Annotated in this window: 21 protein-coding genes; 11 read left to right on the top strand and 10 right to left on the bottom strand. The window is 55.6% G+C overall.

Annotation, left to right across the window (positions count from 1 at the left end; all coding sequences use genetic code 11):
• Positions 1-155 precede the first annotated feature (155 nt).
• On the top strand, positions 156-2978 hold the full coding sequence (gene gyrA / locus ACQY4Z_RS00265) for a DNA gyrase subunit A (protein ID WP_428525635.1): 2823 nt from the start codon (positions 156-158) through the stop codon (positions 2976-2978).
• A 550-nt stretch (positions 2979-3528) separates the two neighbouring features.
• Here gyrA and ACQY4Z_RS00260 read toward each other — a convergent pair.
• Positions 3529-3945, bottom strand: coding sequence for a phosphopantetheine adenylyltransferase (locus tag ACQY4Z_RS00260; RefSeq protein ID WP_428525633.1), 417 nt, complete (start codon positions 3943-3945; stop codon positions 3529-3531).
• Between the two features lie 160 nt (positions 3946-4105).
• On the opposite strand from ACQY4Z_RS00260, the gene coaD reads away from it, so the two are divergent.
• The 5 genes from coaD to tgt all read left to right on the top strand — a co-directional run bounded on the left by coaD (position 4106) and on the right by tgt (position 8091).
• Positions 4106-4609 carry a pantetheine-phosphate adenylyltransferase gene (gene coaD / locus ACQY4Z_RS00255; protein ID WP_133947491.1) on the top strand — a complete coding sequence of 168 codons (504 nt, stop codon included), beginning with the start codon at positions 4106-4108 and terminating at the stop codon, positions 4607-4609.
• Positions 4610-4669: 60 nt separating this feature from the next.
• Positions 4670-5206, top strand: a complete 537-nt coding sequence (locus ACQY4Z_RS00250; protein ID WP_428525630.1) for a peptidylprolyl isomerase — start codon at positions 4670-4672, stop codon at positions 5204-5206.
• Positions 5207-5250: 44 nt separating this feature from the next.
• Positions 5251-5721: a peptidylprolyl isomerase gene (locus tag ACQY4Z_RS00245; RefSeq protein WP_008190151.1), complete on the top strand. Its 471-nt coding sequence runs from the start codon at positions 5251-5253 to the stop codon at positions 5719-5721.
• A gap of 142 nt (positions 5722-5863) precedes the next feature.
• Complete coding sequence (gene queA, locus ACQY4Z_RS00240) at positions 5864-6946, top strand: tRNA preQ1(34) S-adenosylmethionine ribosyltransferase-isomerase QueA (protein WP_428525628.1); 1083 nt, start codon at positions 5864-5866, stop codon at positions 6944-6946.
• Entirely contained in the window at positions 6943-8091 is a 1149-nt protein-coding gene (gene tgt, locus ACQY4Z_RS00235; protein WP_428525626.1) for a tRNA guanosine(34) transglycosylase Tgt, read from the top strand. Before queA ends, tgt begins: the two co-directional genes overlap by 4 nt.
• Before the next feature lie 25 nt (positions 8092-8116).
• Here the strand turns inward: tgt and ACQY4Z_RS00230 are convergent, their stop codons facing one another.
• A complete protein-coding gene (locus ACQY4Z_RS00230; RefSeq protein WP_428525624.1) occupies positions 8117-8551 on the bottom strand; it encodes a DUF4864 domain-containing protein in 435 nt (144 codons plus the stop codon).
• Between the two features lie 203 nt (positions 8552-8754).
• Positions 8755-9648, bottom strand: coding sequence for a UTP--glucose-1-phosphate uridylyltransferase GalU (galU, locus tag ACQY4Z_RS00225; RefSeq protein WP_428525622.1), 894 nt, complete (start codon positions 9646-9648; stop codon positions 8755-8757).
• A gap of 357 nt (positions 9649-10005) precedes the next feature.
• On the opposite strand from galU, the gene kdsA reads away from it, so the two are divergent.
• The 3 genes from kdsA (at position 10006) to ACQY4Z_RS00210 (ending at position 13412) form a co-directional block, all read left to right on the top strand.
• Positions 10006-10857: a 3-deoxy-8-phosphooctulonate synthase gene (kdsA, locus tag ACQY4Z_RS00220; protein ID WP_428525620.1), complete on the top strand. Its 852-nt coding sequence runs from the start codon at positions 10006-10008 to the stop codon at positions 10855-10857.
• A 127-nt stretch (positions 10858-10984) separates the two neighbouring features.
• Positions 10985-12259, top strand: coding sequence for a phosphopyruvate hydratase (gene eno, locus ACQY4Z_RS00215; RefSeq protein WP_428525618.1), 1275 nt, complete (start codon positions 10985-10987; stop codon positions 12257-12259).
• A 205-nt stretch (positions 12260-12464) separates the two neighbouring features.
• A complete protein-coding gene (locus ACQY4Z_RS00210; RefSeq protein WP_428525616.1) occupies positions 12465-13412 on the top strand; it encodes a hypothetical protein in 948 nt (315 codons plus the stop codon).
• Between the two features lie 10 nt (positions 13413-13422).
• On the opposite strand, the gene ACQY4Z_RS00205 is transcribed toward ACQY4Z_RS00210, so the two are convergent.
• The 4 genes from ACQY4Z_RS00205 to ACQY4Z_RS00190 form a co-directional block, all read right to left on the bottom strand.
• Positions 13423-14097: a DsbA family oxidoreductase gene (locus tag ACQY4Z_RS00205; RefSeq protein ID WP_428525614.1), complete on the bottom strand. Its 675-nt coding sequence runs from the start codon at positions 14095-14097 to the stop codon at positions 13423-13425.
• 109 nt (positions 14098-14206) lie between these two features.
• Complete coding sequence (locus tag ACQY4Z_RS00200; RefSeq protein WP_428525612.1) at positions 14207-15394, bottom strand: hypothetical protein; 1188 nt, start codon at positions 15392-15394, stop codon at positions 14207-14209.
• Positions 15395-15438: 44 nt separating this feature from the next.
• Positions 15439-17073, bottom strand: coding sequence for an AMP-binding protein (locus ACQY4Z_RS00195; protein WP_428525610.1), 1635 nt, complete (start codon positions 17071-17073; stop codon positions 15439-15441).
• Between the two features lie 24 nt (positions 17074-17097).
• A complete protein-coding gene (locus tag ACQY4Z_RS00190; protein ID WP_428525608.1) occupies positions 17098-18669 on the bottom strand; it encodes an extracellular solute-binding protein in 1572 nt (523 codons plus the stop codon).
• Between the two features lie 493 nt (positions 18670-19162).
• On the opposite strand from ACQY4Z_RS00190, the gene ACQY4Z_RS00185 reads away from it, so the two are divergent.
• A complete protein-coding gene (locus tag ACQY4Z_RS00185; RefSeq protein WP_133947469.1) occupies positions 19163-19867 on the top strand; it encodes an invasion associated locus B family protein in 705 nt (234 codons plus the stop codon).
• Between the two features lie 149 nt (positions 19868-20016).
• Here the strand turns inward: ACQY4Z_RS00185 and hspQ are convergent, their stop codons facing one another.
• The 3 genes from hspQ to ACQY4Z_RS00170 form a co-directional block, all read right to left on the bottom strand.
• A complete protein-coding gene (hspQ, locus tag ACQY4Z_RS00180; RefSeq protein ID WP_428525605.1) occupies positions 20017-20340 on the bottom strand; it encodes a heat shock protein HspQ in 324 nt (107 codons plus the stop codon).
• Positions 20341-20444: 104 nt separating this feature from the next.
• Positions 20445-21488 (bottom strand): HpcH/HpaI aldolase/citrate lyase family protein, encoded by a 1044-nt coding sequence (locus tag ACQY4Z_RS00175; protein ID WP_428525603.1) that lies wholly within the window; start codon positions 21486-21488, stop codon positions 20445-20447.
• 86 nt (positions 21489-21574) lie between these two features.
• The gene (locus tag ACQY4Z_RS00170) at positions 21575-22471 is read right to left on the bottom strand and encodes a lysophospholipid acyltransferase family protein (protein ID WP_428525601.1); all 897 of its coding nucleotides are present in this window, start codon (positions 22469-22471) and stop codon (positions 21575-21577) included.
• A gap of 259 nt (positions 22472-22730) precedes the next feature.
• Between ACQY4Z_RS00170 and ACQY4Z_RS00165 the strand changes: the two genes are divergently transcribed.
• Positions 22731-23708 carry an AEC family transporter gene (locus ACQY4Z_RS00165; RefSeq protein WP_133947461.1) on the top strand — a complete coding sequence of 326 codons (978 nt, stop codon included), beginning with the start codon at positions 22731-22733 and terminating at the stop codon, positions 23706-23708.

Raw genomic sequence — 23708 nt, 5'->3', positions numbered from 1 at the left:
CAATGCGCGACCAAGCCTTGTGAAATGTTTCTGTGTGCCTGTGAATAGTAATTATAAGGCATTGAAATTACGAGATTATTAGCAAGCTTAAAAACGGTCGCAAATTTGGTGCCCCGAATTGAATCGGATATAAAGACACCAGCAATAACAAACAAATGAGTGTCTCCTTGGCTGACCAGGACAACAGCACCCCTTCAGGCGGGCTTCCGTCGGACATCAAGCCGGTCTCCATCGTCGATGAAATGAAGCGCAGCTATCTCGATTATGCCATGAGCGTGATCGTGTCCCGTGCGCTGCCAGACGTCCGTGACGGCTTGAAGCCGGTGCATCGGCGCATCCTCTACTCGATGCATGAAAACGGCTATGAATGGAACAAGCCCTATCGCAAGTCGGCCCGTGTGGTCGGGGATGTCATGGGTAAGTACCACCCGCATGGCGACAGCGCGATCTATGATGCCCTTGTCCGCATGGCGCAGGACTTTTCTCTGCGCCTACCGCTGATCGACGGGCAGGGCAACTTCGGCTCCATCGATGGCGACCCGGCGGCTGCGATGCGGTACACCGAATGCCGTCTGGAAAAGGTTGCGCACCGGCTTCTCGATGACATCGACAAGGAAACGGTCGATTTCCAGGAGAACTACGACAACTCCGAATCCGAGCCGGTCGTTCTGCCTGCTAAGTTCCCGAACCTCCTGGTCAACGGCGCCGGCGGGATTGCGGTCGGCATGGCGACAAACATCCCGCCGCACAATCTGGGCGAAGTGATCGACGCTTCCATCGCGATCATGGAAAACCCGGCGATGACGCTGGAAGAGCTCATGCAGATCGTGCCCGGACCGGACTTCCCGACCGGCGGCATGATCCTCGGCCGCTCCGGCATCCGCAGCGCTTATGAGACGGGCCGCGGGTCCGTGCCGATGCGGGCCAAAGTCGACACCGAAGAAATCCGCAAGGACCGTTGGGCCCTGATCGTTTCCGAAATACCGTATCAGGTCAACAAATCGACGATGATCGAAAAGATCGCCGAGATGGTGCGCGACAAGCGCGTAGAAGGCATCTCCGACATTCGCGATGAAAGTGACCGGTCCGGAATGCGGGTCGTGATTGAGCTCAAGCGCGATGCCGTTCCGGATGTGGTCTTGAACCAACTCTACCGGTTCAGTCAGCTGCAGACCTCCTTTGGGGCGAACATGGTGGCGCTGAACGGCGGCAAGCCGGAACAGATGAACCTGACCGACATGCTGAAGGCTTTCGTCGCCTTCCGCGAAGAGGTTATCCAGCGCCGCACGCGGTATCTGCTGCGAAAATGCCGCGACCGGGCGCATATCTTGGTTGGCCTGGGCATTGCTGTCGCCAACATTGATGAGGTGATCAAACTCATTCGGGCCGCGCCCGATCCGGCGACGGCACGCCGTCAGCTGATGGAACGCGATTGGCCGGCGAGGGATGTCGAAGATCTGATCCGGCTGATCGACGATCCGCGCCACATGGTTCAAGAGGATGGCACCTACAAGCTGTCGGAAGAACAGGCCCGCGCGATCCTCGATCTCCGCCTGCAACGTCTGACGGCCATGGGCCGGGACGAGATCGAGGAAGAACTCAACAAGATCGGTGCTGAAATAAGCGATTACCTTGACATTCTGCGCTCCCGCGCCCGTATCCAGGAAATCGTTCGCAACGAGATGCTGGAGATCAAGGAAGAATTCGCGACCCCGCGCCGGACCGAGATCATCGAGGGCGGTGCGGACTTTGACGAAGAAGACCTGATCCAGCGCGAAGACATGGTCGTGACCGTGTCCCATGGCGGCTACATCAAGCGTGTCCCGCTTGCGACTTACCGGGCGCAGCGCCGCGGCGGCAAGGGCCGGTCGGGAATGGCCACCAAAGAGGAGGATTTCGTCACCCGTCTCTTTGTTGCCAATACCCACACGCCGGTTCTGTTCTTCTCCTCGCGCGGAATTTGCTACAAGATGAAGGTCTGGCGGTTGCCGCTTGGCGGCCCGACCTCGCGTGGCAAGGCTCTTGTCAACATGCTGCCGCTGGAGCAAGGCGAACAGATCACCTCAATCCTGCCGCTGCCAGAAGACGAGGACACTTGGGCAAACCTCGATGTGATGTTTGCAACGGTCCGCGGCACCGTGCGCCGGAACAAACTCTCTGACTTCGTCAACATCAACCGCAACGGCAAGATCGCGATGAAGCTGGAAGATGGCGACGGCATCGTTGGTGTCGACACCTGTTCGGAACACTCTGATGTGATGCTGACGACCAATTCTGGTCAGTGCATCCGCTTCCCGGTGACCGATGTGCGTGTTTTCGCTGGACGGAATTCGGTCGGCGTGCGGGGCATTCGCCTAGCGGACGGCGATCGCATCATCTCCATGCAGATCCTGCACCATATCGACGTGGATGCCGAGGAGCGCGCCGCATATCTGAAGCTCTCCCGTGCCATGCGCGGTGAAGCGGATGAAAACGGCGGCGCTGCTGACGAGGATGGCGTTGTTGCCGGCGAGTTGTCTCAGGAGCGTTATGCGGAAATGAGCGCTGCGGAGCAGATCATCCTGACCATCTCAGAAAACGGTTATGGCAAACGGACATCATCCTTCGAATATCGCGTCACTGGACGTGGCGGCAAAGGCATTACGGCAATGGCGGTGAACAACCGGAATGGTGGGCTGATTGCCTCGTTCCCGGTCGAAGACAGCCACCAGATCATGTTGGTGACGGATGGCGGTCAGTTGATTCGCTGCCCGGTCGATGGCATCCGCATTGCCGGCCGTGCAACACAAGGCGTGATCGTCTTCAAGACGGCCGAGGACGAGAAGGTTGTCGCTGTTGAGGGGATCTCCGAGGTTGATGAAGATGATGACCTCGTCGAAGGCGAACTGCCAGAAGGTGGCGCAGCCGATGGCGACGCTGGATCAGGCGAGGGGGACAAAGGTGACGCACCGGACAGCTCCTCAGGCTCAGATGAGTAAGACTTAGAATTCGGGCGGCATTTCAGGGATTGGGATGCCGCCCTTTTTCTTGTGCGGGTTCAGCTTCGGTTTGCTGCCAGCTCAACTCTCCGCAACACCTGCAAGAATGCCGGACATGTTCGGGGCGCCGTGCCAAGTCGAGACTTGGTGGTTGGCTTGTGCCGGTGAACGAAAATTTTTGCATACCAACGCCGCATGCAACGCGGCGATACCAAGATCCTCATAGTTTTTGATCTGTGTGCTCCGGGCCCATGTAGTGGGACGAGGGCGGCGTGTTGCGTGGGTCTTCGTCATCATTCTGCTCCTTGTGATGGTGCGCCAAAGCGCTGACAGGACTGAAGGAGCAAACTCTTTGCCAAAGCTTCTTGACCTGAAATAAGTCAATAAATACAGACGCTATGATGAATTTGTTGCTGATCCTGGTTGGTCAGGATTTGCCGGATTTGGAGAGTTTCTTCGCAAATTGGGAAGCCCAAAACGACAACAGCGGCCAGGGTGGAACCTGAGCCGCTGTTTGCCGTTGGGGATATTTGATTTTGGAGGTTGTAGATCAGTTGGTCGATGGGTAGCGGGCTAAAATGGTCTGGTTGACGGTGTTCGGTTGTTTTTCGATCGTTACGTAGGAAACTGTGCGCACCTTGGAAGCACCGGTCAGCTCGGCGGCACATTCAGCGCTCCAAGCGCCCCATGTCTGGCTTTCACAGTTGGATGCCTTTGCCGGGATGACAGCACGGTCGGTCTTGGTCGCCATCATGCCCTGCGGTGCTGTCTGACCAACTTCTTGTGCCTGTGAAGCATTGCTTGCGTTCATGCTGATGATGCCTGCGATCAGGACAGTCAGCAGGGCCAGGATGAAGATCGAGGCCAGTTTGAAATTTGCAATCGGGTCCATGGCTTTGGTTTTCGCTGTAAAGGGACGGGCAACCTGGTGATGACCGGTTGTTTTGTAAAAACTGCTGCTCCTCATCGTCTTGGCTCCTGCTCACGCCGTTTGTTGATGAAGCCACCTTGGCCCATGTCCGGCAAGAAACCTGTGACCGCCATCACACAATGTCGCATGGCGGAAATTGTCTTTCACGGGCCAGGATGCCTTGTGATGCGGCGAGCGCCAGAGTAAGGATGAGCCCATGACACGTATCGCGCTTTACCCGGGCTCTTTTGACCCGGTAACAAACGGCCATATGGACATCTTGAGACAGTCGCTTGCACTGGCGGACAAGGTCGTCGTGGCCATCGGTATTCATCCGGGAAAGAAACCGCTGTTTTCGTTCGAAGAACGGGTTGAGCTGATCCACACATCTGCGGTGGCCGAATTCTCCGAGGCTGAAGCGAGCCGGATCGAGGTAATCGCGTTCTCCGATCTCGTGATCAACACAGCACGCACCCAAAAAGCCGATTATCTGGTGCGCGGGCTACGCGATGGGACCGATCTTGATTACGAGATGCAAATGGCTGGAATGAACGGAACATTGGAGCCGGACATAAAAACCGTGTTCCTGCCTGCATCTCCGGCAGTGCGGCACATTACGGCCACTTTGGTGCGCCAAATCGCGCAAATGGGCGGGGAAATCTCCGCTTTTGTCCCGGAGCCTGTTGCAGACCCCTTGCGCCGGCGTGCAAGACCGGACTGACACATTCTAAGTCGATCCCAATTCACCCCATATCAACGACGTGAACTGCGGGAGTAACCAATGTCACGAATTCTCACAGCCCTGGCTGTTCTGGCGTCCCTGATCTTCATGCCGGCTATGGCCGCTGCACAGCAGGATCTGGAAAACACGCTTTATCTGGATTTGAAAGATGGCCGCGTGGTCATCGAGCTGCGTCCGGATCTCGCTCCGAACCATGTTGCACGCATCAAAGAACTCACACGCGACGGGTTTTATGACGGCATCGTCTTTCACCGTGTGATTGATGGGTTCATGGCGCAAACCGGCGATCCGACCGGAACCGGCCGCGGTGGATCTGACAAGCCGGACGTGAACGCCGAGTTTTCGTCCGCGCCGTTTGAACGGGGAACGCTCGGTATGGCGCGGTCATCCAGCCCAAACAGCGCCAATTCCCAGTTTTTCATCATGTTTGCGGACGGTGACTGGCTGAACGGCCAATACACCGTGTTTGGCAAGGTTGTCGAAGGCATGGACCTCGTCGACAACATCACAAAGGGCGAGCCACCAGCAAACCCGGACAAAATCATCAAGATGCAAGTTGCTGCGGACGCCGGCTAACCGGTGCTGCACCAACTGGCCCCTGAATACCCAAGGAGAAAACCATGGCTGACATCAAAGACGCCGAAAACACATTGATCATGGACACCACCCAAGGCGAAGTCGTGATCGAAATGCGCCCGGATCTTGCGCCCAATCACGTTGCGCGCATCAAGGAATTGGTTCGTGAGGGTTTTTATGACGGAATCGTCTTTCACCGTGTAATCGAAGGATTCATGGCCCAGACCGGGTGCCCGAATGGCACAGGCACCGGCGGTTCCGGCACTAAGTTGAAGGCGGAATTCAACGCCGAACCGCATGTGCGCGGCGTTTGTTCCATGGCGCGTGCTCAGGATCCGAATTCCGGTGACAGCCAGTTCTTCATCTGCTTCGACGATGCCACCTTCCTTGACCGCCAATACACGGCCTGGGGCAAGGTGATTGAAGGCATGGAAAATGTCGACAAGATCAAACGCGGTGAGCCTGTCCAAAATCCGGACAAGATCAATTCAATGAAGGTTGCCGCAGACGCTTAAGTCTCGACTTCAGCTCCGACTTTTACAGCGCGGGTGGCAACATCCGCGCTGTGTTTGTTTTCACCTCCGGTTGACCTGATGCCAAACCGGCATTATCAGCCCCAACCGAACACCCCGAAAACCGGATCAGTTAGCCTTCACCATGCGTGTCGATCAGTTTGACTTTGAGCTTCCCAATGAACGAATTGCCTTGCGGCCTGCGCGGCCACGCGATGCCGCGCGCATGCTTGTTGTGCGCCCGGGTGAAACACCTGAGCTGAGCGACAAGGGCGTGCGCGATCTTCCTGCTCTTTTGGAGCCGGGCGACGCGCTTGTATTCAACGATACAAAGGTCATTCCGGCGCAGCTGGAGGGCAAACGGCGGCGCGGCGACATTGAAGCAGGGATCAGTGTCACCCTGCACCTGAGATCTACGGCTGACCGGTGGAAGGCCTTTGTCCGCCCGGCCAAAAAACTCCAGGTCGATGATCTTGTTGTATTCGATGGCAACGGCGCCCGGTTGACGGCGACGGTGAAGGAGAAATCCGACGGCGGCGAGGTTCTGCTGGTGTTCGACTGTTCCGGACCGGAGCTGGATGTTGCCATTGCACAGGTCGGTCACATTCCGCTGCCACCTTACATCGCGCAAAAGCGCGGCGAAGACGAGCAGGATCGGCAAGACTATCAGACGATCTTTGCGGAAAAGGACGGCGCGGTCGCAGCACCGACGGCCGGCCTCCATTTTACTCCTGAGTTGCTCGCGGCCATCAAGGACCGCGGGATCGAGATGCACCGGGTGACGTTACATGTCGGGGCAGGGACGTTCCTCCCGGTCAAAGCCGACGATACAGATGATCACAAGATGCATGCCGAATGGGGAGAAGTGTCGAAGGAAACCGCCGCAGCTCTTCAAGCCGTCAAGGCGCGGGGCAACAAGGTTGTCAGCATTGGAACCACGTCCTTGCGTATTCTTGAAAGCGCGGCCCAGGAAACCGGGACAATTGTGCCGTTTGCAGATGAGACGTCGATCTTCATCACGCCTGGCTACAAATTCAAGGCCATCGATGCGTTGATGACCAATTTCCATCTGCCGAGGTCGACACTTTTCATGCTGGTCTCGGCGCTTTCAGGCCTTGAGACCATGCGGGCTGCTTATCAGCATGCCATCGACACCGAGTACCGATTTTACAGCTATGGCGATGCGTCTCTGCTGTTCCCAGACGCGAGCCAGGACGCATCGTCATGACCGAAACCAAGAAATTCGGCTTTAAACTGATCACTACAGACGGTATGGCCCGCCGCGGTGAAATCACGACACCGCATGGTATTGTTCGCACGCCGGCCTTCATGCCTGTCGGGACACAGGCAACGGTCAAAGCCATGTTCACCGACCATGTGCGCCAAACCGGTGCGGATGTGGTCCTTGGCAACACTTATCACTTGATGCTGCGCCCAACGGCCGAACGGGTCGACCGGCTCGGCGGCTTGCACAAATTCATGAACTGGCCGCATACGATCCTGACTGACAGTGGCGGATTTCAAGTTATGTCTCTGGCGCAGCTGCGCAAGCTGGATGAGGATGGGGTCCGGTTCCAAAGCCATATCGATGGCAGCAAGCATCATTTGACACCGGAGCGCTCTGTCGAAATCCAGGGTTTACTCGGCTCCGATATTCAAATGCAGCTTGATGAATGTATCAAACTGCCGAGCCCGCCCGAAGAAGTTCAGCGGGCCATGGAATTGTCCCTTCGCTGGGCCGAACGCTCGCGGAGCCAATTTGAAAAAATGGGTGGTCCGGGCAAGGGGCAGGGGCTCTACGGCATTGTTCAGGGCGGTGATGTTCCCGATCTCCGCATTCGCTCAGCCGAAGAACTCGGCAAATTGCCTATGGAAGGCTATTCCGTTGGTGGCCTTGCGGTCGGAGAGCCGCAAGAGGTGATGCTGAAAATGCTCGACATCACCACTCCAGTCATGCCGGTCGACAAACCACGTTATCTAATGGGCGTCGGCACACCAGACGATCTTTTGGAAAGCGTGAAGCGCGGAATTGATCAGTTTGATTGTGTCATGCCGACTCGTGCCGGACGGCATGGATTGGCTTACACCCGGTTTGGCAAGGTTAACTTGAAGAACGCCCGCCACCAGGACGATCCACGCCCCTTGGACGAAGAGAGCGCATGTCCGGCGACAAGCACGTACAGCCGCGCTTACCTTCACCACCTGTTTCGCGCAGGAGAAGCTCTTTCCGGAATGCTGCTTACTTGGAACAACATCGCCTACTATCAGACACTGATGCAGGGCATGCGGGACGCGATTGAAGAGAGCCGGTTCGAGGATTTCTACGCCAAAACCAAGGAAGACTGGGCGCGCGGCGACATCGCCGCGCTGTGATTTCCTTCAAATTTGCCCGGGTCTTCTAAGCTGCGAACCCGTCCGACTTTGTCAGATAGCATCCTGAGATCCGCCACGACCCATCTTCTTGCTCTTCAAAACTGTAGAGGGCGAGCCAATTCTGGCCTTTGGGACCGGTAACGTAAACTTCTTGGGTCGGGCCGAACTTGGTCATTTTGGACTGCCCGAATGTCACGTCTTTCGGCCGGTAGACCGGCTGATACCCGCTTTTGACCATCTGCATGAAGAATTCAGGGGTCTGGAACCGCTGCTGCAGAGACCTTGTTGCAAAGGAGAATGCCGTTTTGGCATCGTCCGCAGCAAATGCGCTCATCTGGTTCTTGATGATAGACTGAAACACGCTGGTATCTGCGGCAAAGCTTGGTGAAACCGTGCCAATAGCCAGGGCTGCGCCAAGGACGGCGCCGGCCGCGTATTTCCGGAAATAAGAGGCTGCCATAGTCGGTGTCTCCTTTCTCGAACACTACAACTATACGCCGGTATTTCCTTTTCAGTTCTTAAATAGCTAAGAATCCCCTGCGGAATGCATCTGGTGGGGATAAGTCAGCTTCTTGCCGCCACTTCGGAAGGGTCGCTACGCCGTGAAACATAAAACCCGCCATGGTTCGTGACGGGTTTTGATCAGACTGCAGTTTCGAACAGTTACTCAGCTGCCGCCGGTTGGTCGATCATCTCACGCATGAACGGCAGGATTTCACTGGCAAGTTTCGGATCATCCAGACCGAACGCAATGTTGGCGCTCAAAAACCCGGCCTTGGAGCCGCAGTCGAAACTCCGGCCTTCGAACTTGATCGACGAAAACGGCTGGGTTTCCATGAGCTTCAGCATACTGTCGGTGAGCTGGATCTCACCGCCGGCGCCAGTGTCCTGTTTGGACAACAGCTCGAAAATCTGGGGCTGCAGAATATAGCGTCCCGTGATCATCAAATTTGACGGGGCAGTACCGGGGGCAGGTTTTTCGACCATCGTGGAGATGCGTGCTGCGTTCTCGCTAATTTTTTCAGCGAGTTCTACGATGCCGTAGTTCTGCGTCTGATCTTCGGGCACTTCTTCCACCGCAATGATGTTGCCGCCGGTATCGTCGTAAAGGTCGACCATCTGTTTCAGGCAGCTTACCCGCGATTTGATAATCACGTCCGGCAATAGAATGGCAAATGGTTCATCGCCAATAATGTCGCGGGCGCACCAGATGGCATGACCAAGGCCAAGCGGGGCTTGCTGGCGCGTAAAGCTGGTGGATCCCGGGACTGGCCGATGTTTTTCCAGGAGCTCCAGGGCCGCTGTCTTGTTTCGTGTTTTCAGGGTATCTTCCAGCTCATAAGCCACATCAAAATGGTCTTCGATGACCTGCTTGTTGCGGCCCGTGACAAAGACGATGTGCTCAATGCCGGCGGCCCTTGCTTCATCCACTACATACTGAATAATTGGCCGATCGACGATCGTTAGCATTTCCTTCGGCACAGCTTTTGTTGCCGGCAAAAAGCGGGTGCCAAGACCGGCAACGGGAAGGATGGCTTTGCGGATCGGTTTCGTCATGCCTGAAATTCCAACTCTTGCAAATTCCGCCACGCAGGTGGCTCTTATCAACGTGTGCTCACATCCGACCGCGCATTACTGCAATACGCTTCAGGACGTAAGGTTTATTTTTTATGGGCAATACCCCGGAGAGTATTAACACTGAATGTATCTCTTATCTGCGTGAAACGGATGTGGCGTAAATCACACGTCTGGAGCTGCCTGCTTTTTAAATCGATTAAAATGAATTCCGCGTTCCGAGCCGCCTGATATTGCAGGTTCTGGAAAAGAAGGTTATTGAACACGCGAATTCACATCACCCCCATTTACTCGCTCAATTGAGCGGGCCGCTGTTACCCAGCAGACAAAGGATCCTTGATGACTGAAGCCAACCGCACTGTGAACGTGGGGAGCGTTTCCTTCAACAATTCTGCGCCCTTCAGCTTGATTGCCGGGCCATGCCAATTGGAAAGCCGCGAGCATGCGCTGGAATGTGCTGCAGCGGTGAAGGAAATTGCGGGCGGTCTTGGAATTCCGGTTGTCTACAAGAGTTCGTTCGACAAGGCGAACCGGACGTCCCTGTCAGCCACCCGCGGCATCGGCTTGAACGAAGCCTTGCCAATTTTTGCTGAGATCAAAGAGAAATTTGGTCTTCCGGTCCTGACTGACATTCATAACGCAGAGCAATGTGCTCCAGTCGCTGACGTGGTCGATGTCCTCCAGATCCCGGCCTTTTTGTGCCGCCAAACAGACCTTTTGGTCGCAGCTGCTGAAACGGGTGCTGTGATCAACGTAAAGAAAGGGCAGTTTCTGGCTCCTTGGGACATGAAGAACGTCCTCCGGAAGATAACGGATTCCGGCAATCCGAATGTGCTCTTGACCGAGCGTGGCGCGAGCTTTGGCTACAACACGCTCGTGAGCGATATGCGCGCGTTGCCGATCATGGCGCAAACCGGAGCACCGGTGGTCTTTGATGCAACTCACTCAGTCCAACAGCCAGGCGGTCTTGGCGGATCTTCCGGCGGTGACCGTGAAATGGTTGCTGTGCTGGCGCGCGCAGCCGTTGCTGTCGGTGTTGGTGGGGTCTTTATCGAAACCCATCCAGATCCTGAGAACACGACATCATCAGATGGCCCGAACATGATTGCGCTGCGGAACCTTGGAGCTCTTCTGGCTGAGCTGAAAGCCATTGATGCTGTTGTAAAGAAATCCGCCGGTTCACCGGCTTGATCGATTGGGCCGCGAGTTTGCGGCCCGTTTTGCTTGGGGGAGGCGGTGTTTAAAATCGCTACCCCGGACTTATCGCGGCGGTTCTTCCAAATGCTGGGAACCGATGAGCGCAAACGAGGAGTAATTCATGACCGCCATTATCGATATCACCGGCCGTCAGATTTTTGACAGCCGAGGCAACCCGACCGTGGAAGTCGACGTCTTTCTCGAAGACGGATCTTTCGGCCGTGCGGCTGTACCGTCTGGTGCATCCACCGGCGCTCACGAAGCTGTCGAACTAAGGGACGGCGGCGACCGCTACATGGGCAAGGGTGTCCAAAACGCCGTTGATGCCGTGAATGGTGAAATTTTTGAGACGATCGGTGGCCTGGAAGCCGAAGACCAGCTTCAAATCGACCGCGCAATGATCGATCTGGATGGAACCCCGAACAAGGCACGCCTTGGTGCAAACGCGATCCTCGGTGTTTCACTTGCTGTTTCACGCGCTGCGGCCCAGGCAACCGGTCTGCCGCTCTACCGCTATGTCGGCGGAACCTCGGCCCGCACCCTGCCTGTTCCGATGATGAACATCATCAACGGCGGTGAACATGCCGATAACCCGATCGATTTCCAGGAATTCATGATCATGCCGGTTGGCGCGGAAAGCCTCAGCGAAGCTGTCCGCATGGGATCAGAAGTTTTTCATACATTGAAAAAGGCCCTGTCTTCCGCAGGTTACAACACCAATGTCGGGGATGAAGGCGGCTTTGCCCCGAACCTGGCATCAACCGATGACGCGATCGGGTTCGTCATGAAGGCGATCGAGAGCGCAGGCTACAAGCCGGGTGAAGATATGTTCCTGGCACTCGATGCAGCGTCGACCGAGTTCTTCAAGGATGGAAAATACGTTCTGGAAGGTGAGGGCAAGACCCTGAATCCTGAGGAAATGGCGAAGTATCTGGAAGACTTGGTCAACCGCTACCCGATCATTTCCATCGAAGATGGTCTTGCGGAAGACGACTGGGATGGCTGGAAGGCTGCGACCGATCTTTTCGGCAACAAATGTCAGCTGGTTGGCGATGATCTCTTCGTGACCAACTCAGCGCGTCTGCGTCAGGGTATTGAGAAGGGCGTTGCCAACTCCATCCTGGTGAAAGTCAACCAGATCGGCACATTGTCTGAAACACTCGATGCTGTTGAGACGGCACACAAAGCGTCCTACACAGCCGTGATGTCGCACCGTTCAGGCGAGACCGAAGATGCAACAATTGCAGATCTTGCGGTCGCAACCAATTGCGGTCAGATCAAAACCGGGTCCTTGGCGCGCTCTGACCGGCTTGCCAAGTACAATCAATTGATCCGTATTGAGGAAGAACTCGGTCCGCAAGCTTTCTACGCTGGACGGTCCATTCTCAAAGGTTGATCGTTGTATTCACGCTATTCGATACCCCGCAAAATTCTGCGGGGTATTTTTTTACCATCGGGATAACGGTGTTTTGTTGTTTCAATTGGTAAATCACCGGACTAATGGTTAATGCATTAACCACGAGTACAGCGTCAATATTTACAATATATTGAAGTTGTTCTTATACATAGTCAGCGTTCAACTCTGGATGATTGGCTGCGTTATGAATGCGATTTCCCAAACCCAAGATGTCATTGCCAATTGGCAAGATCAACACAGTGCGCTGTTTGACCGTCAGAACATCAAGCTGAAGCATCGGCTCGCGGAAACTGGATTGTTTTCCGAGGAAGCTCTTGGAAAGCTGATCGACAAGCTTGAGCCGCATCAATACACCTTGAACACGATGGGCCACGACAAGAATGTCAAAGAGTGGCGCCATGGGGAAATCGGCAGCACCAGCGGCACCGAAGTGATCAATTGCATTCGCAACGGTCGTCTGTGGATGAACGTTTTCCGGATCATGGACATCGATCCGCAATATGATCGCGTACTGAACCAGATTTTTTCAGAATTCGAGGCCCGTGTTCCGCACTTGAAGACCACAATGCGCAACATGTCCCTTCTGGTGTCCTCACCCAAAATCCAAGTCTATTACCATGCTGATGTGCAGGGCCAAAGCCTCTGGCAACTGCAGGGAAAAAAACGGGTCTACGTATACCCGGTCAATCAGGCTTTCTTGACCGACGAGTCGCTTGAAAAGATCTTGATGCAGGAAACGGAAGAGGAAGTTCCGTATCAGCCATGGTTTGATGAGTATGCCGAGGTGCACGACCTGGAGGCCGGCGAGATGATGCACTGGCCGCTCTATGGCCCGCACCGGGTCGAGAACCACGATTGCCTGAACATCTCCGTCACCACGGAACATTGGACGCGTGACATCCGCCACGAGTTCGCTGTTCGCTATGGCAATGGTGTCTTGCGCCGGACACTGGGTCTTGAGAATTTGTCAACGGCACCCCGAGGTTTTCACCTTTATCCGAAGGCTGCTGCAGCGCTCGCGTGGAAACGGTTGAAGATGGAGAAGAAACGCCGGGTTCAGCGGATGGTGGACTTCCGTCTTGACCCGAACGCCGAACTCGGATTTGCCGATATAGAGCCTTACGTGAAATAGGCCGGCTAATTCACGGAGCTGTTTCTGCGTCCGCGTCGGTGCGTGTGGCTTCTGCGTGCATGATACCGGCTGCGATAGTTTCGGCTTTTTCTGCTCCGGCCAACACAAAACGTCCATCGATAATAAAACACGGAACACCGGTCACGCCCGATTCCTGGGCTCTGCCTATCTGAGTAATGATTTTGTCGAGATCGGTCTCGGTCTCAAGCAGTTGCTCGACGAGATCCGATTGCATTCCCGCTTCTTCTGAAATGCGGACCAGAAGTTCGGACTTTGTCAGGTCCTCGCCATCGACAAAATAAGCCTTAAACAGGCGCTCCACCACATCATCCTGAACATCATCGGCTCGGGACCACAGAATGAGCCGATGACAATCCAGCGTATTTGGTGACAGCTTGATGGCGTCAAAGTCGAACGGGATACCTTCTTCCGTTCCAGCCGCTTTGATCTGCGAATAAAATGCGTTTGCGCGTTCCATCCCGCCAAACTTGTCGCTCAAATACTGCTTCCGGTCCTTGCCGGTTTTGGGAAGCGTTGCATCGAGCTGAAACGGGTGCCAGCGGACTTCGACGGGAATGTCAGGCACTTGTTTGAGCGCAGCTTCAAGCCGGCGTTTGCCGATATAGCACCAGGGGCACATCACATCTGAGACGATATCAATGGTGATTGCTGGGGTGCTACTCATTCGGGAAGCCTTGGTTCTGCTGCGGTTCTTTTGTTGTCGTGGCCAGACTATCAGGATGAACGCTTGGGGGAAACGCCCCGACGTCCGATCTACACATTGTGAACTGGGTTCAGGGAGCCATCACCGTGTGGGCAAGAATGGAGTTGATCCGCTTTTGCAGCCGCAAGGTTCCAGCTTCATTCTTCAACACAGCCACGGGGCCAAGTTCGCGAACCAGGCAGACCAAGTCCTCATCCCGGCTTGTGGCATCAGCAACCGAAAGCAGTGTGCCGTTAAGCTCCGCAAGATCCTCTGCGGTTGAAGCAGGAATATTAAAGTTTTCCGGAGACAGGCGCATTTCCCAAAGATCAAGCCCCCTGGCGGCCATCGCGTTGGCTGTCGTTTCAAGATACTGCTCATAACGATCACGGTCGAGCCCACCGACGGTGATCTGTTGCTGAAGCCACATATGGCTTTCAGAAAGAACCCGGTCGGCTAGGCGGCGCCGTTTCCCAAGGCGGATCGCTGAGGCCAGTCTGCGGTTGAGCGTATCTGGCCGGTTCCGCCCCAAAAGGACATCGGAGGCCCCATTTCGAAACAATGTAACGACATCCTCGGGATCTTCACACACCGCCAGGACCGGCAAACTTGCAAAACGCGCATCCCGCCTGATTTGCTGCATATAGTCGATGGCGTTTTCGGGGGGGCTGTCGATGACGACCGCGTCAAATGCCCGCTGCGCCATGAATTCGGTCGCCATTCCGCCGTCGAATGCGCCAATAACTTCCACATTGTGGCTGCTGGCAGCCTGCCACTCCAAAAAACGGCCGCTGACCCCGACGACCATCAAGCCGCTGCCGCCGGTATAGTGCGGTGCCGCGCCAAACCCGGGAATCCTACCGAATATGCGTCGCCGGATCCGTGCCTCTTCGGAGCGGAGGAGAGCCCGCTGATGAATGCAGATCAGCATAACCAGAATGTCATCTGGAACAGACCGTTCCAGGATTGCCATAGGCCGCAGACCGTCGACCGGCTGGTCTTCGCTGCCCGTGAGAACATAGAGCGGAACATCACAGGGCAGGGCCCGAACCTGGTCTGCGAGCCAATCAAAGAACGGCCTTCGTTTTTCCATCGGAATGGCCTGGACATCGACGATGACCGCGGCAGGTAGCTGATGCGGTAGCGACAATGACCTGTCGAATAGACCGATCAGAGAAATATCTTGATCATTCTCCGCATGGGAAGAGACCGGGCGGAGCGGGCACCGTCCGACATACCAATAAGGTCCGCGCCAAGAGAGCGAGGTTTCTACGTCCATCCCGTTTCCCACCATCGACCTGATTTTGTCAGGTCCCTCACAATTTATGCGACTGCCGCTGGAAGCCTTTGTGTGCGGAGCGTCAAACGGTCCCGGCACACTGTTCCGTCGTCGTTCCGCGGCAACGATTGCAATATCAACACTCTGTGAGGGATTTTGGCAAGGTCAACTCCTTCCGCGTCGAGATAGGCAAAGAAAGCACCCGCATCCGGGACATGACCTGGTTCTGGAACAAGGGCAGCATACATGCGTGCGCCGAGCACCGGGTCTTCGACAACAAACGCGGCAGCCTCCCGAATGCCGGGATAGGATGAGTAGATGACGTCGATCGTCTCCAGATTGCCCGTGCCGAGCGCGTAAAGGCCTGGCACTCCAAATCCTTCCAGTCCGTCGTCTGTGACAGAGACCTTGATGTTGGTGTTGAGATAGCCATTGCCCTCCCAGCGCAGCCGGCGGTGATTGCCGTTCAACGTCCGCCAGCCGATATCTGGAACCATTGGGCCGCGAACCAGGAGTGTTGGGGTTTGGTTTTCGATAGTCTCGGAAACGGCGATTTCGACTAGGGCTGGCCCGCTTTCACACCCCTCTGGCCCCCGGTGCTTTCCCAGCGGTATGGGCTTTGATTTGGCGCTTGGGCCCCGCGCGTGGGCGGTTAAGGCAAATTCGTCGGCGATATTGAGATCAACCATTCGCCTGCGCGGTACGAACGTTGTTGGCTGCGGCGACGAGATGTTCCAGGCAGCCAGGAGGGTCGTGTTCACATCGCCAAGCTTACGGTCCAGTGTTTGGGCCAGTGGTCCCGGTGCGAGAACAACATCCGCTTTGACGGCTTTGGCGTGGTCGGCAAGATTAGCAAGCGACGTCGGGTGATGAAGATGAAGCGTTCCTGCCGTCATCAGCCAGGGCACAAGTCCGCCGCCAAGACCTGTCAGCCCGCTGAGGGAATAGGGGAGGACAATATTGCCCGCTTCCTTCATATGGCCTTCATTGATCACCAGCGTGCCGCAGGATATCCAGTGATTGTGGCTTCGGCTGACCGGCATGTTTTCTTCGCCGCTTCGGCTCCAGCAAATGGTCGCGGCATGATCCGCCGGGTCCGGGCGCGGTTCGGTCCGCTCGAATTTAAGGTCATCCCCCATCTCGGCAAGCATCGGCCCAAGTTCGATCAGGCCATCGGGGATGTCCTTTCCAAGACCGAAAACAAAGCGCAGCGAAAACAGTTCCGCCGCCACATCCCGCGCGGCTGTGCCAACATCCCGGGTTTCAATCCGGTCTGCCGCAATCAGGCCCTTTGCACCGATCGAATTAAGCGCATCCAGAACGTTCTTCTGCCGCCAATGAAGGGGCAGCGGGGAAACGATCAAATCGGCACGCAAGGCGGCCAAGATTGCAATGACAGTGTCTACGGTGTTGGGCGATTGGACACCAACCACATGATCTTGCGTGAGCCCGACAGCGCCATAAAACGCGGCAAGCTTGTCGATCTCGCGGTCCGCTTCAGCGTAGGTCAGTCGGCGTGGTGCGCCGCCTGTCCAGGTTGCTCGATCCGGCGCATCGACAATGGCGATACGGTCGGGGTGGGTTTCGGCGGTTTGGCGGAAAATTTCATCAAGCGGCAAATCGGACCAGGCTCCGCTTTCATGATGTTCCTGCACAAGGCTTTCAGGCGTTACTTTCATTTTTCAAGTCGTCCGTAGGTCCGATCAGTTGAGTGAGGTTGACCACCACGTGTCCAGTTCATCCCCATATAGAGAATGGTGGCTCGGCGGCGAAACGCGTTTCCAGTGTGCGGCCCAATAGTCGGGCAAGTGATAAAGCGGTACCGAGTAGGCCCCTGAGATCAAAACCCGGTCAAAGGCGCGCACCGCATCGACAAAGTGTTCTCTTGACCGGGCACCGACGATTTCGTCGATCAAGGCGTCAATCGCCGGTTCGCTAGCCCCGACGAAGTTGAAGGATCCCTCAGTTTCAGCAGCTTGTGATGACCAGCGCCCGTATTGTTCCGCGCCCGGAGACAGCGAAGACGTCCAGGTGTTGAACACCATGTCGAAATCGCGCCGTGTGCGCCTGTCTTCGAACTGGGACGGATCCACACTGCGAACAGTTGCCTCTATTCCAAGCAATTCCAGGGTCCGAATGTAGGCAAGAGCCAGTTTTTCCTCGTCTTCGTTCTTGGATAGGATTTCGAAGCTGAGCGGCTCGCCTGTTTCCTGATGGATCAGCTTGCGGTCTTGAAGCGCGTATCCGGCTTTCTTGAATTCATTCAGGGCCGCACGGAGAACTTTCCGGTCCCTGCCGGAGCCATCCGCATCTGCCGGCTGCCACGTGCCCTCTAGAACGTCCGGGTCAACAGCGTCGGGGAAGGGGGCAAGCAACGCGCGCTCTCGTGCGCTCGCAGGCCGCCCGATTGATGACAGTTCGGAATTGTCCCAATAACCAGCTGTCCGCCTGTAGAGCCCATAGTAGAGATTGTCGTTCACCCACTTGAAGTCGAACAGCATCCTGAGTGCTTTTCGGGTCATCCGGTCGGAGAATTGGTCTCGCCGGGTGTTGAACGCCATGCCTTGCGTGGGCGCTGGAACACTACGCGGGATCTCCAGCTTTATGACATCGCCATTTTTAGCGGCAGGAAAGTCAAAGCCTGTGGCCCAGCGAACGGGATCACCGAACTTTAAAAAATCGATTAGACCTTTTTTGAAGGACTCCTGGAGCGTGGTTTCATCGCGGTAGTATTCGACCCGGATCTCATCGAAATTGTCGAAACCCCTTTTGACGGGTAGGTCGTTTGCCCAGTAGTCTGGATTTTTCTCGTAAATCACCAGCCGGCCTGGTTCGATGGTCTTAAATGTGTAGGGGCCGGATGCAACAAGCGGCGTGAGGGTCGAACGGTCGAACGTTTCGGCGTCGGTGTGTTTCTTTGAAAAGATCGGGGCAAGGGAAACCAGCAGAGGCAATTCCCTGTTGTCGCCGTTTGCGAAAACAAGTTTCAGCCGGTTGGGCGCAGTGACGATCTTGTCCTTGATCTGCGCATACCAGTTGCGGAACGGCGGACGCCCCTTTTCTTCGATGATTTCGAGTGAAAAGATCACGTCTTCAACGGTCACCGGCGAACCATCTGAAAATTTGGCATCCGGATTGAGTTCAAACTCGATCCACTCGCGGCTGTCAGGCATCCGGACGCGCTGCGCGAGCAATCCATAAAGAGAAAACGGTTCGGCATAGGACCGGACAAGCAAGCTTTCAAAGAGGTTGTTTCCAAATTGACGCTCACGCATGCCTCGCGCGGATGTCCAGCCGCCTTGAATAATAAAGGAATTCAAGCTGTTAAATGTTCCCTGAACCCCTAAAGTTATCGACCCTCCTTGAGGCGCATCGGGATTTGCGTATGGAAAAGGCGTATCAGGTGGCAGGGCCGGTTCGCCATGCATCGCAATGCCATGAGACCATTTGACCGAGTCGTCGGCCGAATATGCAGCCGGACTGAGAAGTGTCGAAAGCACAGTGGCCATGCCGAGAGAAACGGCAAACAGCAACGCCTGTGCGGTTTTCGCACAGCTGCTTTTTTCTGAATGTCGCAGCCAGTTGAACATGACAAATACGGAAAACCGGTTGATTCTCATTTCAAAAGCGTACCACAAGGAAATAAAGGCAGCGCGCCGAACAAGCAGGAAACTGTTGGATATTCAGAATTGTTTCGCAGATCGGAAAGTGCGTTGCATATCGGTCACCCTCTTGCCCAAATTGGATGTCTTACCATGGAAAACCGACATGAAAGCGCGGCCGGGTCTTGCGGTTGTATGCGGAATGTCACAGAACAGCGCAAAGATTTGCACATCCACGATTGAGGACGTTTCGATGAAGAGTGTTTTGAAAAGAGGATTGATCGCTGGCGCCGCCGCCGCGCTCGTGACCCTGTCTTCTTTCGCAAGTGCTCCCGCAATTGCCCAGGAAGAAGAGAGCCCTTGGACAAAGGCGTGTAACAAAAACGAGCAGACCAACAACAAGGAAGTCTGCTTTATTTCTATTGAGTTGCGGACAAATACCGGTCAGTTCCTGAGCAACGTCGCCATCCAGGAAGTAGAGGGCGAAGCTCGGAAGAAGCTCCTGGTGGCTGTGCCGACCGGCGTTCTGATTCAGCCAGGCGTTCGCATCCAGATCGATGACAGCAAGCCGGTTCAGGGCAAGTACAGCATCTGCGCGCCGAATGCGTGTTATGCCGAGTTGGCAATCGACAACAACTTCGTCAATGCGATGAAGCAGGGCGGTGGCATGCGGGTCATCCCGTTCAACCAGCAGGGCAAGGAAATCGCTTTCGACGTCACGCTGATTGGCTTCACCAAGGTCTATGACGGCGCGCCGATGGACATTGCTGAGCTGCAAAAGCGGCAGGAAGAACTACAGAACGAGTTGCAGAAACGGGCTGATGAAGCACGTCAGAAGCTGATCGACGCACAAAACGCGGCCAACCAGTAAGATCTCTCCTTAGTGATAGTATCCGATCAGGCCGGAGCGAAAATGCTCCGGCCTTTTTGTTTGTGTCGGAAAAACAGGGACGTGGCCAACAAAAAGCCGGACCTAGTGACCCGGCTTTCAATCTTCGGAGCTGTTAATCGGGAAGGTCTTCAGTGCATCTCCACAGACCGCGGCAGATAAGACCCGTCTGACTGTTCTTCGAAGATCTCAGCAACCTGCGGATGGCGCACAGGCTCCCCGGTCATGTCGGGAACCAGATTCTGCTCGCTGACATAAGCGACATACTCTGTTTCCTCATTTTCAGCGAGTAAATGATAGAACGGCTGGTCACGCTTTGGGCGGACGTCTTCGGGAATAGCATCCCACCACTCTTCGGTGTTGCTGAAGGTCGGATCGACATCGAAGATCACCCCCCGAAAGGGATACACTCGGTGCCGAACCACCTGACCGATTTTGAATTTCGCCGTACGCATGATTACTCAATCGCCAACTGCTTGCATGTGCAGGAAGTAGCTTTCCTATCGTGCACATGCAAGGGGTCTAAGTGTCAATATTAGCTCGGCAAACTTGCCGAAATCTAAAGACCGTACACTTCTGCAAGTTCTGCATCCTTGGATGCGACAACTTTCGCCAGATCAACAATCACTTTGGCTTGTTTCCAGGTTGCATCATCTTGCATTTTTCCATCGATCATGACCGCGCCTGTGCCATCGGGCATGGCATCAAGGATCTTCATGGCAAACGCCACTTCGCCGGGATCTGGCGAAAAGACGCGTTTGGCAATGTCGATTTGTGTCGGGTGCAGTGACCAGGCACCGAGGCAGCCCATCAGAAATGAATTGCGGAACTGGCTCTCGCACGCATCGGTATCGGAAAAATCGCCGAACGGCCCATAAAACGGCTTCAATCCATACGATAGGCAGGCATCCACCATTTTTGCCACAGTGTAATGCCAAAGATCTTGCTGGTAAGCCGTTCGTGCCGCACCTTCGGTTGGGTCTGCAAGAACTGCATAATCTGGATGCCCGCCGCCAACCCGGGTGGTTTTCATGCCACGCGAGGCTGCAAGATCAGCCGGACCCAGGCTCATGCCGTGCATCCGCGGACTTGCAGCAGCAATCTCCTCGACATTCTTCACGCCCTCGGCAGTTTCAAGGATCGCATGAATGAGGATCGGTTTCTCAATGCCTGCTTTTGCTTCAAGCTGTGCCAGAAGCTGATCCAGATAGTGAATGTCCCAAGGACCCTCGACTTTCGGCAGCATGATGACATCGAGTTTATCCCCGACAGCTGGAACGATTGCCATCAAATCGTCCAAAAACCAGGGGCTGTTCAAACAGTTGACCCGTGTCCAAAGCCCCGTCTGCCCGAAGTCGTTTTCCTCTGCCATCTGGATGAAACCACGCCGCGCGTCCGTTTTGGCATCAGCGGGGATTGCGTCCTCGAGATTGCCGAGGACCACGTCTACCTTGGCAATGAGATCCGGCACCTTGGCGCGCATTTTCTCAATGTGCGGCGGAACGAAATGGATCATCCGCTCCAGGGTAACGGGCAGTTCACGGAAGGGATCCGGCGCGCCAATCGCAAGGGGTTTGTAAAATGCGCTCGGGGTTTTGGTCAAAATGCTGTCCTCCACAGTTGTGGCCCTAGCATATCTTCCAAATGTTGCACTGCAACTGCTCCGAAAGGCGGACAGGCGCGGCCTGCTTACGCTGCGTCCTTCGCCGGAGCGGCGCGTCCAGCTGCAGCCCATTTTTTATGGATCCACATCCATTGCTCAGGATGCTCACGAATCCATTGTTCAAAAATCTCATGAATACGGACAGTCGCCGCTTCAATGTCCGCTTGCCGGTCTTCTGTGACAGGCACGGAGATTGCGCGCCCTTCTATGCGGAAGTTCACGCCGTTCTTGCGGATCACACGTCCAAGTACAATCGGCACACCGCAGGAGCGGGCCAAAGAGGCGGGAATTGGGTTCGCATAAGCCATCTGACCGAAAAACGGGACCTGAATTCCCCGGGTCTCGCGGAGATCGCCCATGATAGCGACAATCCCGCCGGCTTTCAGTGTCGACAAGATCTTCCGCGCTGTCTGGTGGCCTTTCGACAACAAGCCACCCTTGTAAAGATCCTTCCGCAACGAGCGGAGCGCCTTGTCGGCCTCCGGGTTTTTCAAAGCCTGATAGACCCCGGTAATCTCAAGGCCGCCCATCACCGCGGGCTGAACGCACATTTCCCAATTGCCACTGTGAAACGACACGAACAGTGCGGCCTGTTCCCCGCGGAGAACCGCCTGCGTGATCTCGTCGGCATCGGCCTCGAACCGATGGTCTTGATGCAGGAGCCGGTCGATATGGAAGGTCTCGGCAGCGACCCTGCCGAGATTGTCCCACATCCCCAGAACGATTTTTTCCCGCTCCTTCAGCGGCATGTCCGGATAAGCATTTTTCAGATGCGTCAGCGCCCGTTTGTGGCGCGCATTCAAAGGAGCAATCCAGCGCCAGCAACGTCCCATCAGCCAGGACGCAAAATCCACCGGGAACAACCGGAAAAGGCCAATCGCTGCGGAAAGCAGAAGGCTTTCAAGGTGGTTTCTAAACGTCATGGAAGCTGAGCTGGTCACTGATGGTGGACAGTCCCGGTCCACATGGCCTGAATTGGTCTCACCGTTCCGCCAAAAGCACACGGGACAAGCGGCATACGGAACGTTATGGCCTTGCGGTTCACCTCAAGACCTGTTTGGAATGCGATCCGGCGCGCCGTCTTGCATGTTGGGGTCCTTATCGAAGGCAGCACGATTATGCAAGCGCTCAGCCGCGTATCACCGCAACCGGCCTGCCAAACGCAAGTATTTTGAACTCATTATGCAGAACGTCATCTCGCTTTCTCTACCGTTTTTCGGGCTGATTTTCCTGGGCTACGCGGCCGGCAAGATCAAACAGATCCCCGAAGCCGGTTTGAGCTGGATGAACTTCTTTGTTGTCTATCTGGCTCTGCCCGCATTGTTTTTCCGGCTGTTGTCCGGAACCCCTTTTGAAGAATTGGCGAATTTCGCGTTCATCGCGGCGACGACATTCACCACTTACATCGTGTTCGCGGTGGCTTTCTGCATCGGGGTGGTCGCCACACGCGGCAGCATCGCCGAATCGACGATACTCGGGATCGCAGGCGCGTATTCCAACGTCGGCTATATGGGGCCGGGTCTGACGCTCGCGGTCCTTGGAGAAGAGGCAACAGTGCCGACGGCTCTCATCCTGTCGTTCGATAATGCCCTGATGTTCATTCTAGCGCCAATGATGATGGCAGTCGCGGGCGCCGAAGATCAAAGCATCGCAGATACCGTCAAAAGCATTCTTTGGCGGATCTTCAGCCATCCGTTTATTCTGGCGACCATCGCAGGGGTGTTGGCCGCTGCCTTTGAGTTGCAGCAGCCTCAGGCGTTTTCGACACTCCTGACCTACCTGAGCAACGCGGCCGCGCCGTGTGCGCTTTTTGCCATGGGAGTCAGCATAGCCATCCGCCCAATTGGCCGGATCCCGATCGAACTGCCGATCGTTCTGGCTGTGAAACTAATCGTGCATCCATTGCTGATCTTCATGTTGTTGATGTGGCTTGGGAATATCGACCCGGTCTGGATCGCGACGGCGGTGCTTATGGCATGTTTGCCACCGGCGACAAACGTGTTCGTCATCGCTCAGCACTACGGGACTTATGTCCAGCGCGCATCCAGCTTCGTCCTGATTGGGACGCTTGTTTCAATTGTCACGGTCACCACGTTCATCTGGGCCATCACCACAGGCGCACTCCCGACCGGGTTCGCGGAAGTCATGCGGGGAGGGTGA

Origin of the sequence: Roseibium sp. (assembly GCF_965276855.1) — a bacterium.
GTDB lineage: Bacteria > Pseudomonadota > Alphaproteobacteria > Rhizobiales > Stappiaceae > Roseibium.
The sequence above is the reverse complement of the archived record's forward strand: the minus strand, read 5'-3'. Positions and strand labels throughout refer to the sequence as shown.

Excerpts from the sequence above, each read along its gene's own strand:
- gyrA (WP_428525635.1), top strand. The coding sequence starts at position 156 with ATGAGTGTCTCCTTGGCTGACCAGGACAACAGCACCCCTTCAGGCGGG.
- ACQY4Z_RS00260 (WP_428525633.1), bottom strand. The coding sequence starts at position 3,945 with ATGAGGAGCAGCAGTTTTTACAAAACAACCGGTCATCACCAGGTTGCC.
- coaD (WP_133947491.1), top strand. The coding sequence starts at position 4,106 with ATGACACGTATCGCGCTTTACCCGGGCTCTTTTGACCCGGTAACAAAC.
- ACQY4Z_RS00250 (WP_428525630.1), top strand. The coding sequence starts at position 4,670 with ATGTCACGAATTCTCACAGCCCTGGCTGTTCTGGCGTCCCTGATCTTC.
- ACQY4Z_RS00245 (WP_008190151.1), top strand. The coding sequence starts at position 5,251 with ATGGCTGACATCAAAGACGCCGAAAACACATTGATCATGGACACCACC.
- queA (WP_428525628.1), top strand. The coding sequence starts at position 5,864 with ATGCGTGTCGATCAGTTTGACTTTGAGCTTCCCAATGAACGAATTGCC.
- tgt (WP_428525626.1), top strand. The coding sequence starts at position 6,943 with ATGACCGAAACCAAGAAATTCGGCTTTAAACTGATCACTACAGACGGT.
- ACQY4Z_RS00230 (WP_428525624.1), bottom strand. The coding sequence starts at position 8,551 with ATGGCAGCCTCTTATTTCCGGAAATACGCGGCCGGCGCCGTCCTTGGC.
- galU (WP_428525622.1), bottom strand. The coding sequence starts at position 9,648 with ATGACGAAACCGATCCGCAAAGCCATCCTTCCCGTTGCCGGTCTTGGC.
- kdsA (WP_428525620.1), top strand. The coding sequence starts at position 10,006 with ATGACTGAAGCCAACCGCACTGTGAACGTGGGGAGCGTTTCCTTCAAC.
- eno (WP_428525618.1), top strand. The coding sequence starts at position 10,985 with ATGACCGCCATTATCGATATCACCGGCCGTCAGATTTTTGACAGCCGA.
- ACQY4Z_RS00210 (WP_428525616.1), top strand. The coding sequence starts at position 12,465 with ATGAATGCGATTTCCCAAACCCAAGATGTCATTGCCAATTGGCAAGAT.
- ACQY4Z_RS00205 (WP_428525614.1), bottom strand. The coding sequence starts at position 14,097 with ATGAGTAGCACCCCAGCAATCACCATTGATATCGTCTCAGATGTGATG.
- ACQY4Z_RS00200 (WP_428525612.1), bottom strand. The coding sequence starts at position 15,394 with ATGGACGTAGAAACCTCGCTCTCTTGGCGCGGACCTTATTGGTATGTC.
- ACQY4Z_RS00195 (WP_428525610.1), bottom strand. The coding sequence starts at position 17,073 with ATGAAAGTAACGCCTGAAAGCCTTGTGCAGGAACATCATGAAAGCGGA.
- ACQY4Z_RS00190 (WP_428525608.1), bottom strand. The coding sequence starts at position 18,669 with ATGCGTGAGCGTCAATTTGGAAACAACCTCTTTGAAAGCTTGCTTGTC.
- ACQY4Z_RS00185 (WP_133947469.1), top strand. The coding sequence starts at position 19,163 with ATGAAAGCGCGGCCGGGTCTTGCGGTTGTATGCGGAATGTCACAGAAC.
- hspQ (WP_428525605.1), bottom strand. The coding sequence starts at position 20,340 with ATGCGTACGGCGAAATTCAAAATCGGTCAGGTGGTTCGGCACCGAGTG.
- ACQY4Z_RS00170 (WP_428525601.1), bottom strand. The coding sequence starts at position 22,471 with ATGACGTTTAGAAACCACCTTGAAAGCCTTCTGCTTTCCGCAGCGATT.
- ACQY4Z_RS00165 (WP_133947461.1), top strand. The coding sequence starts at position 22,731 with ATGCAGAACGTCATCTCGCTTTCTCTACCGTTTTTCGGGCTGATTTTC.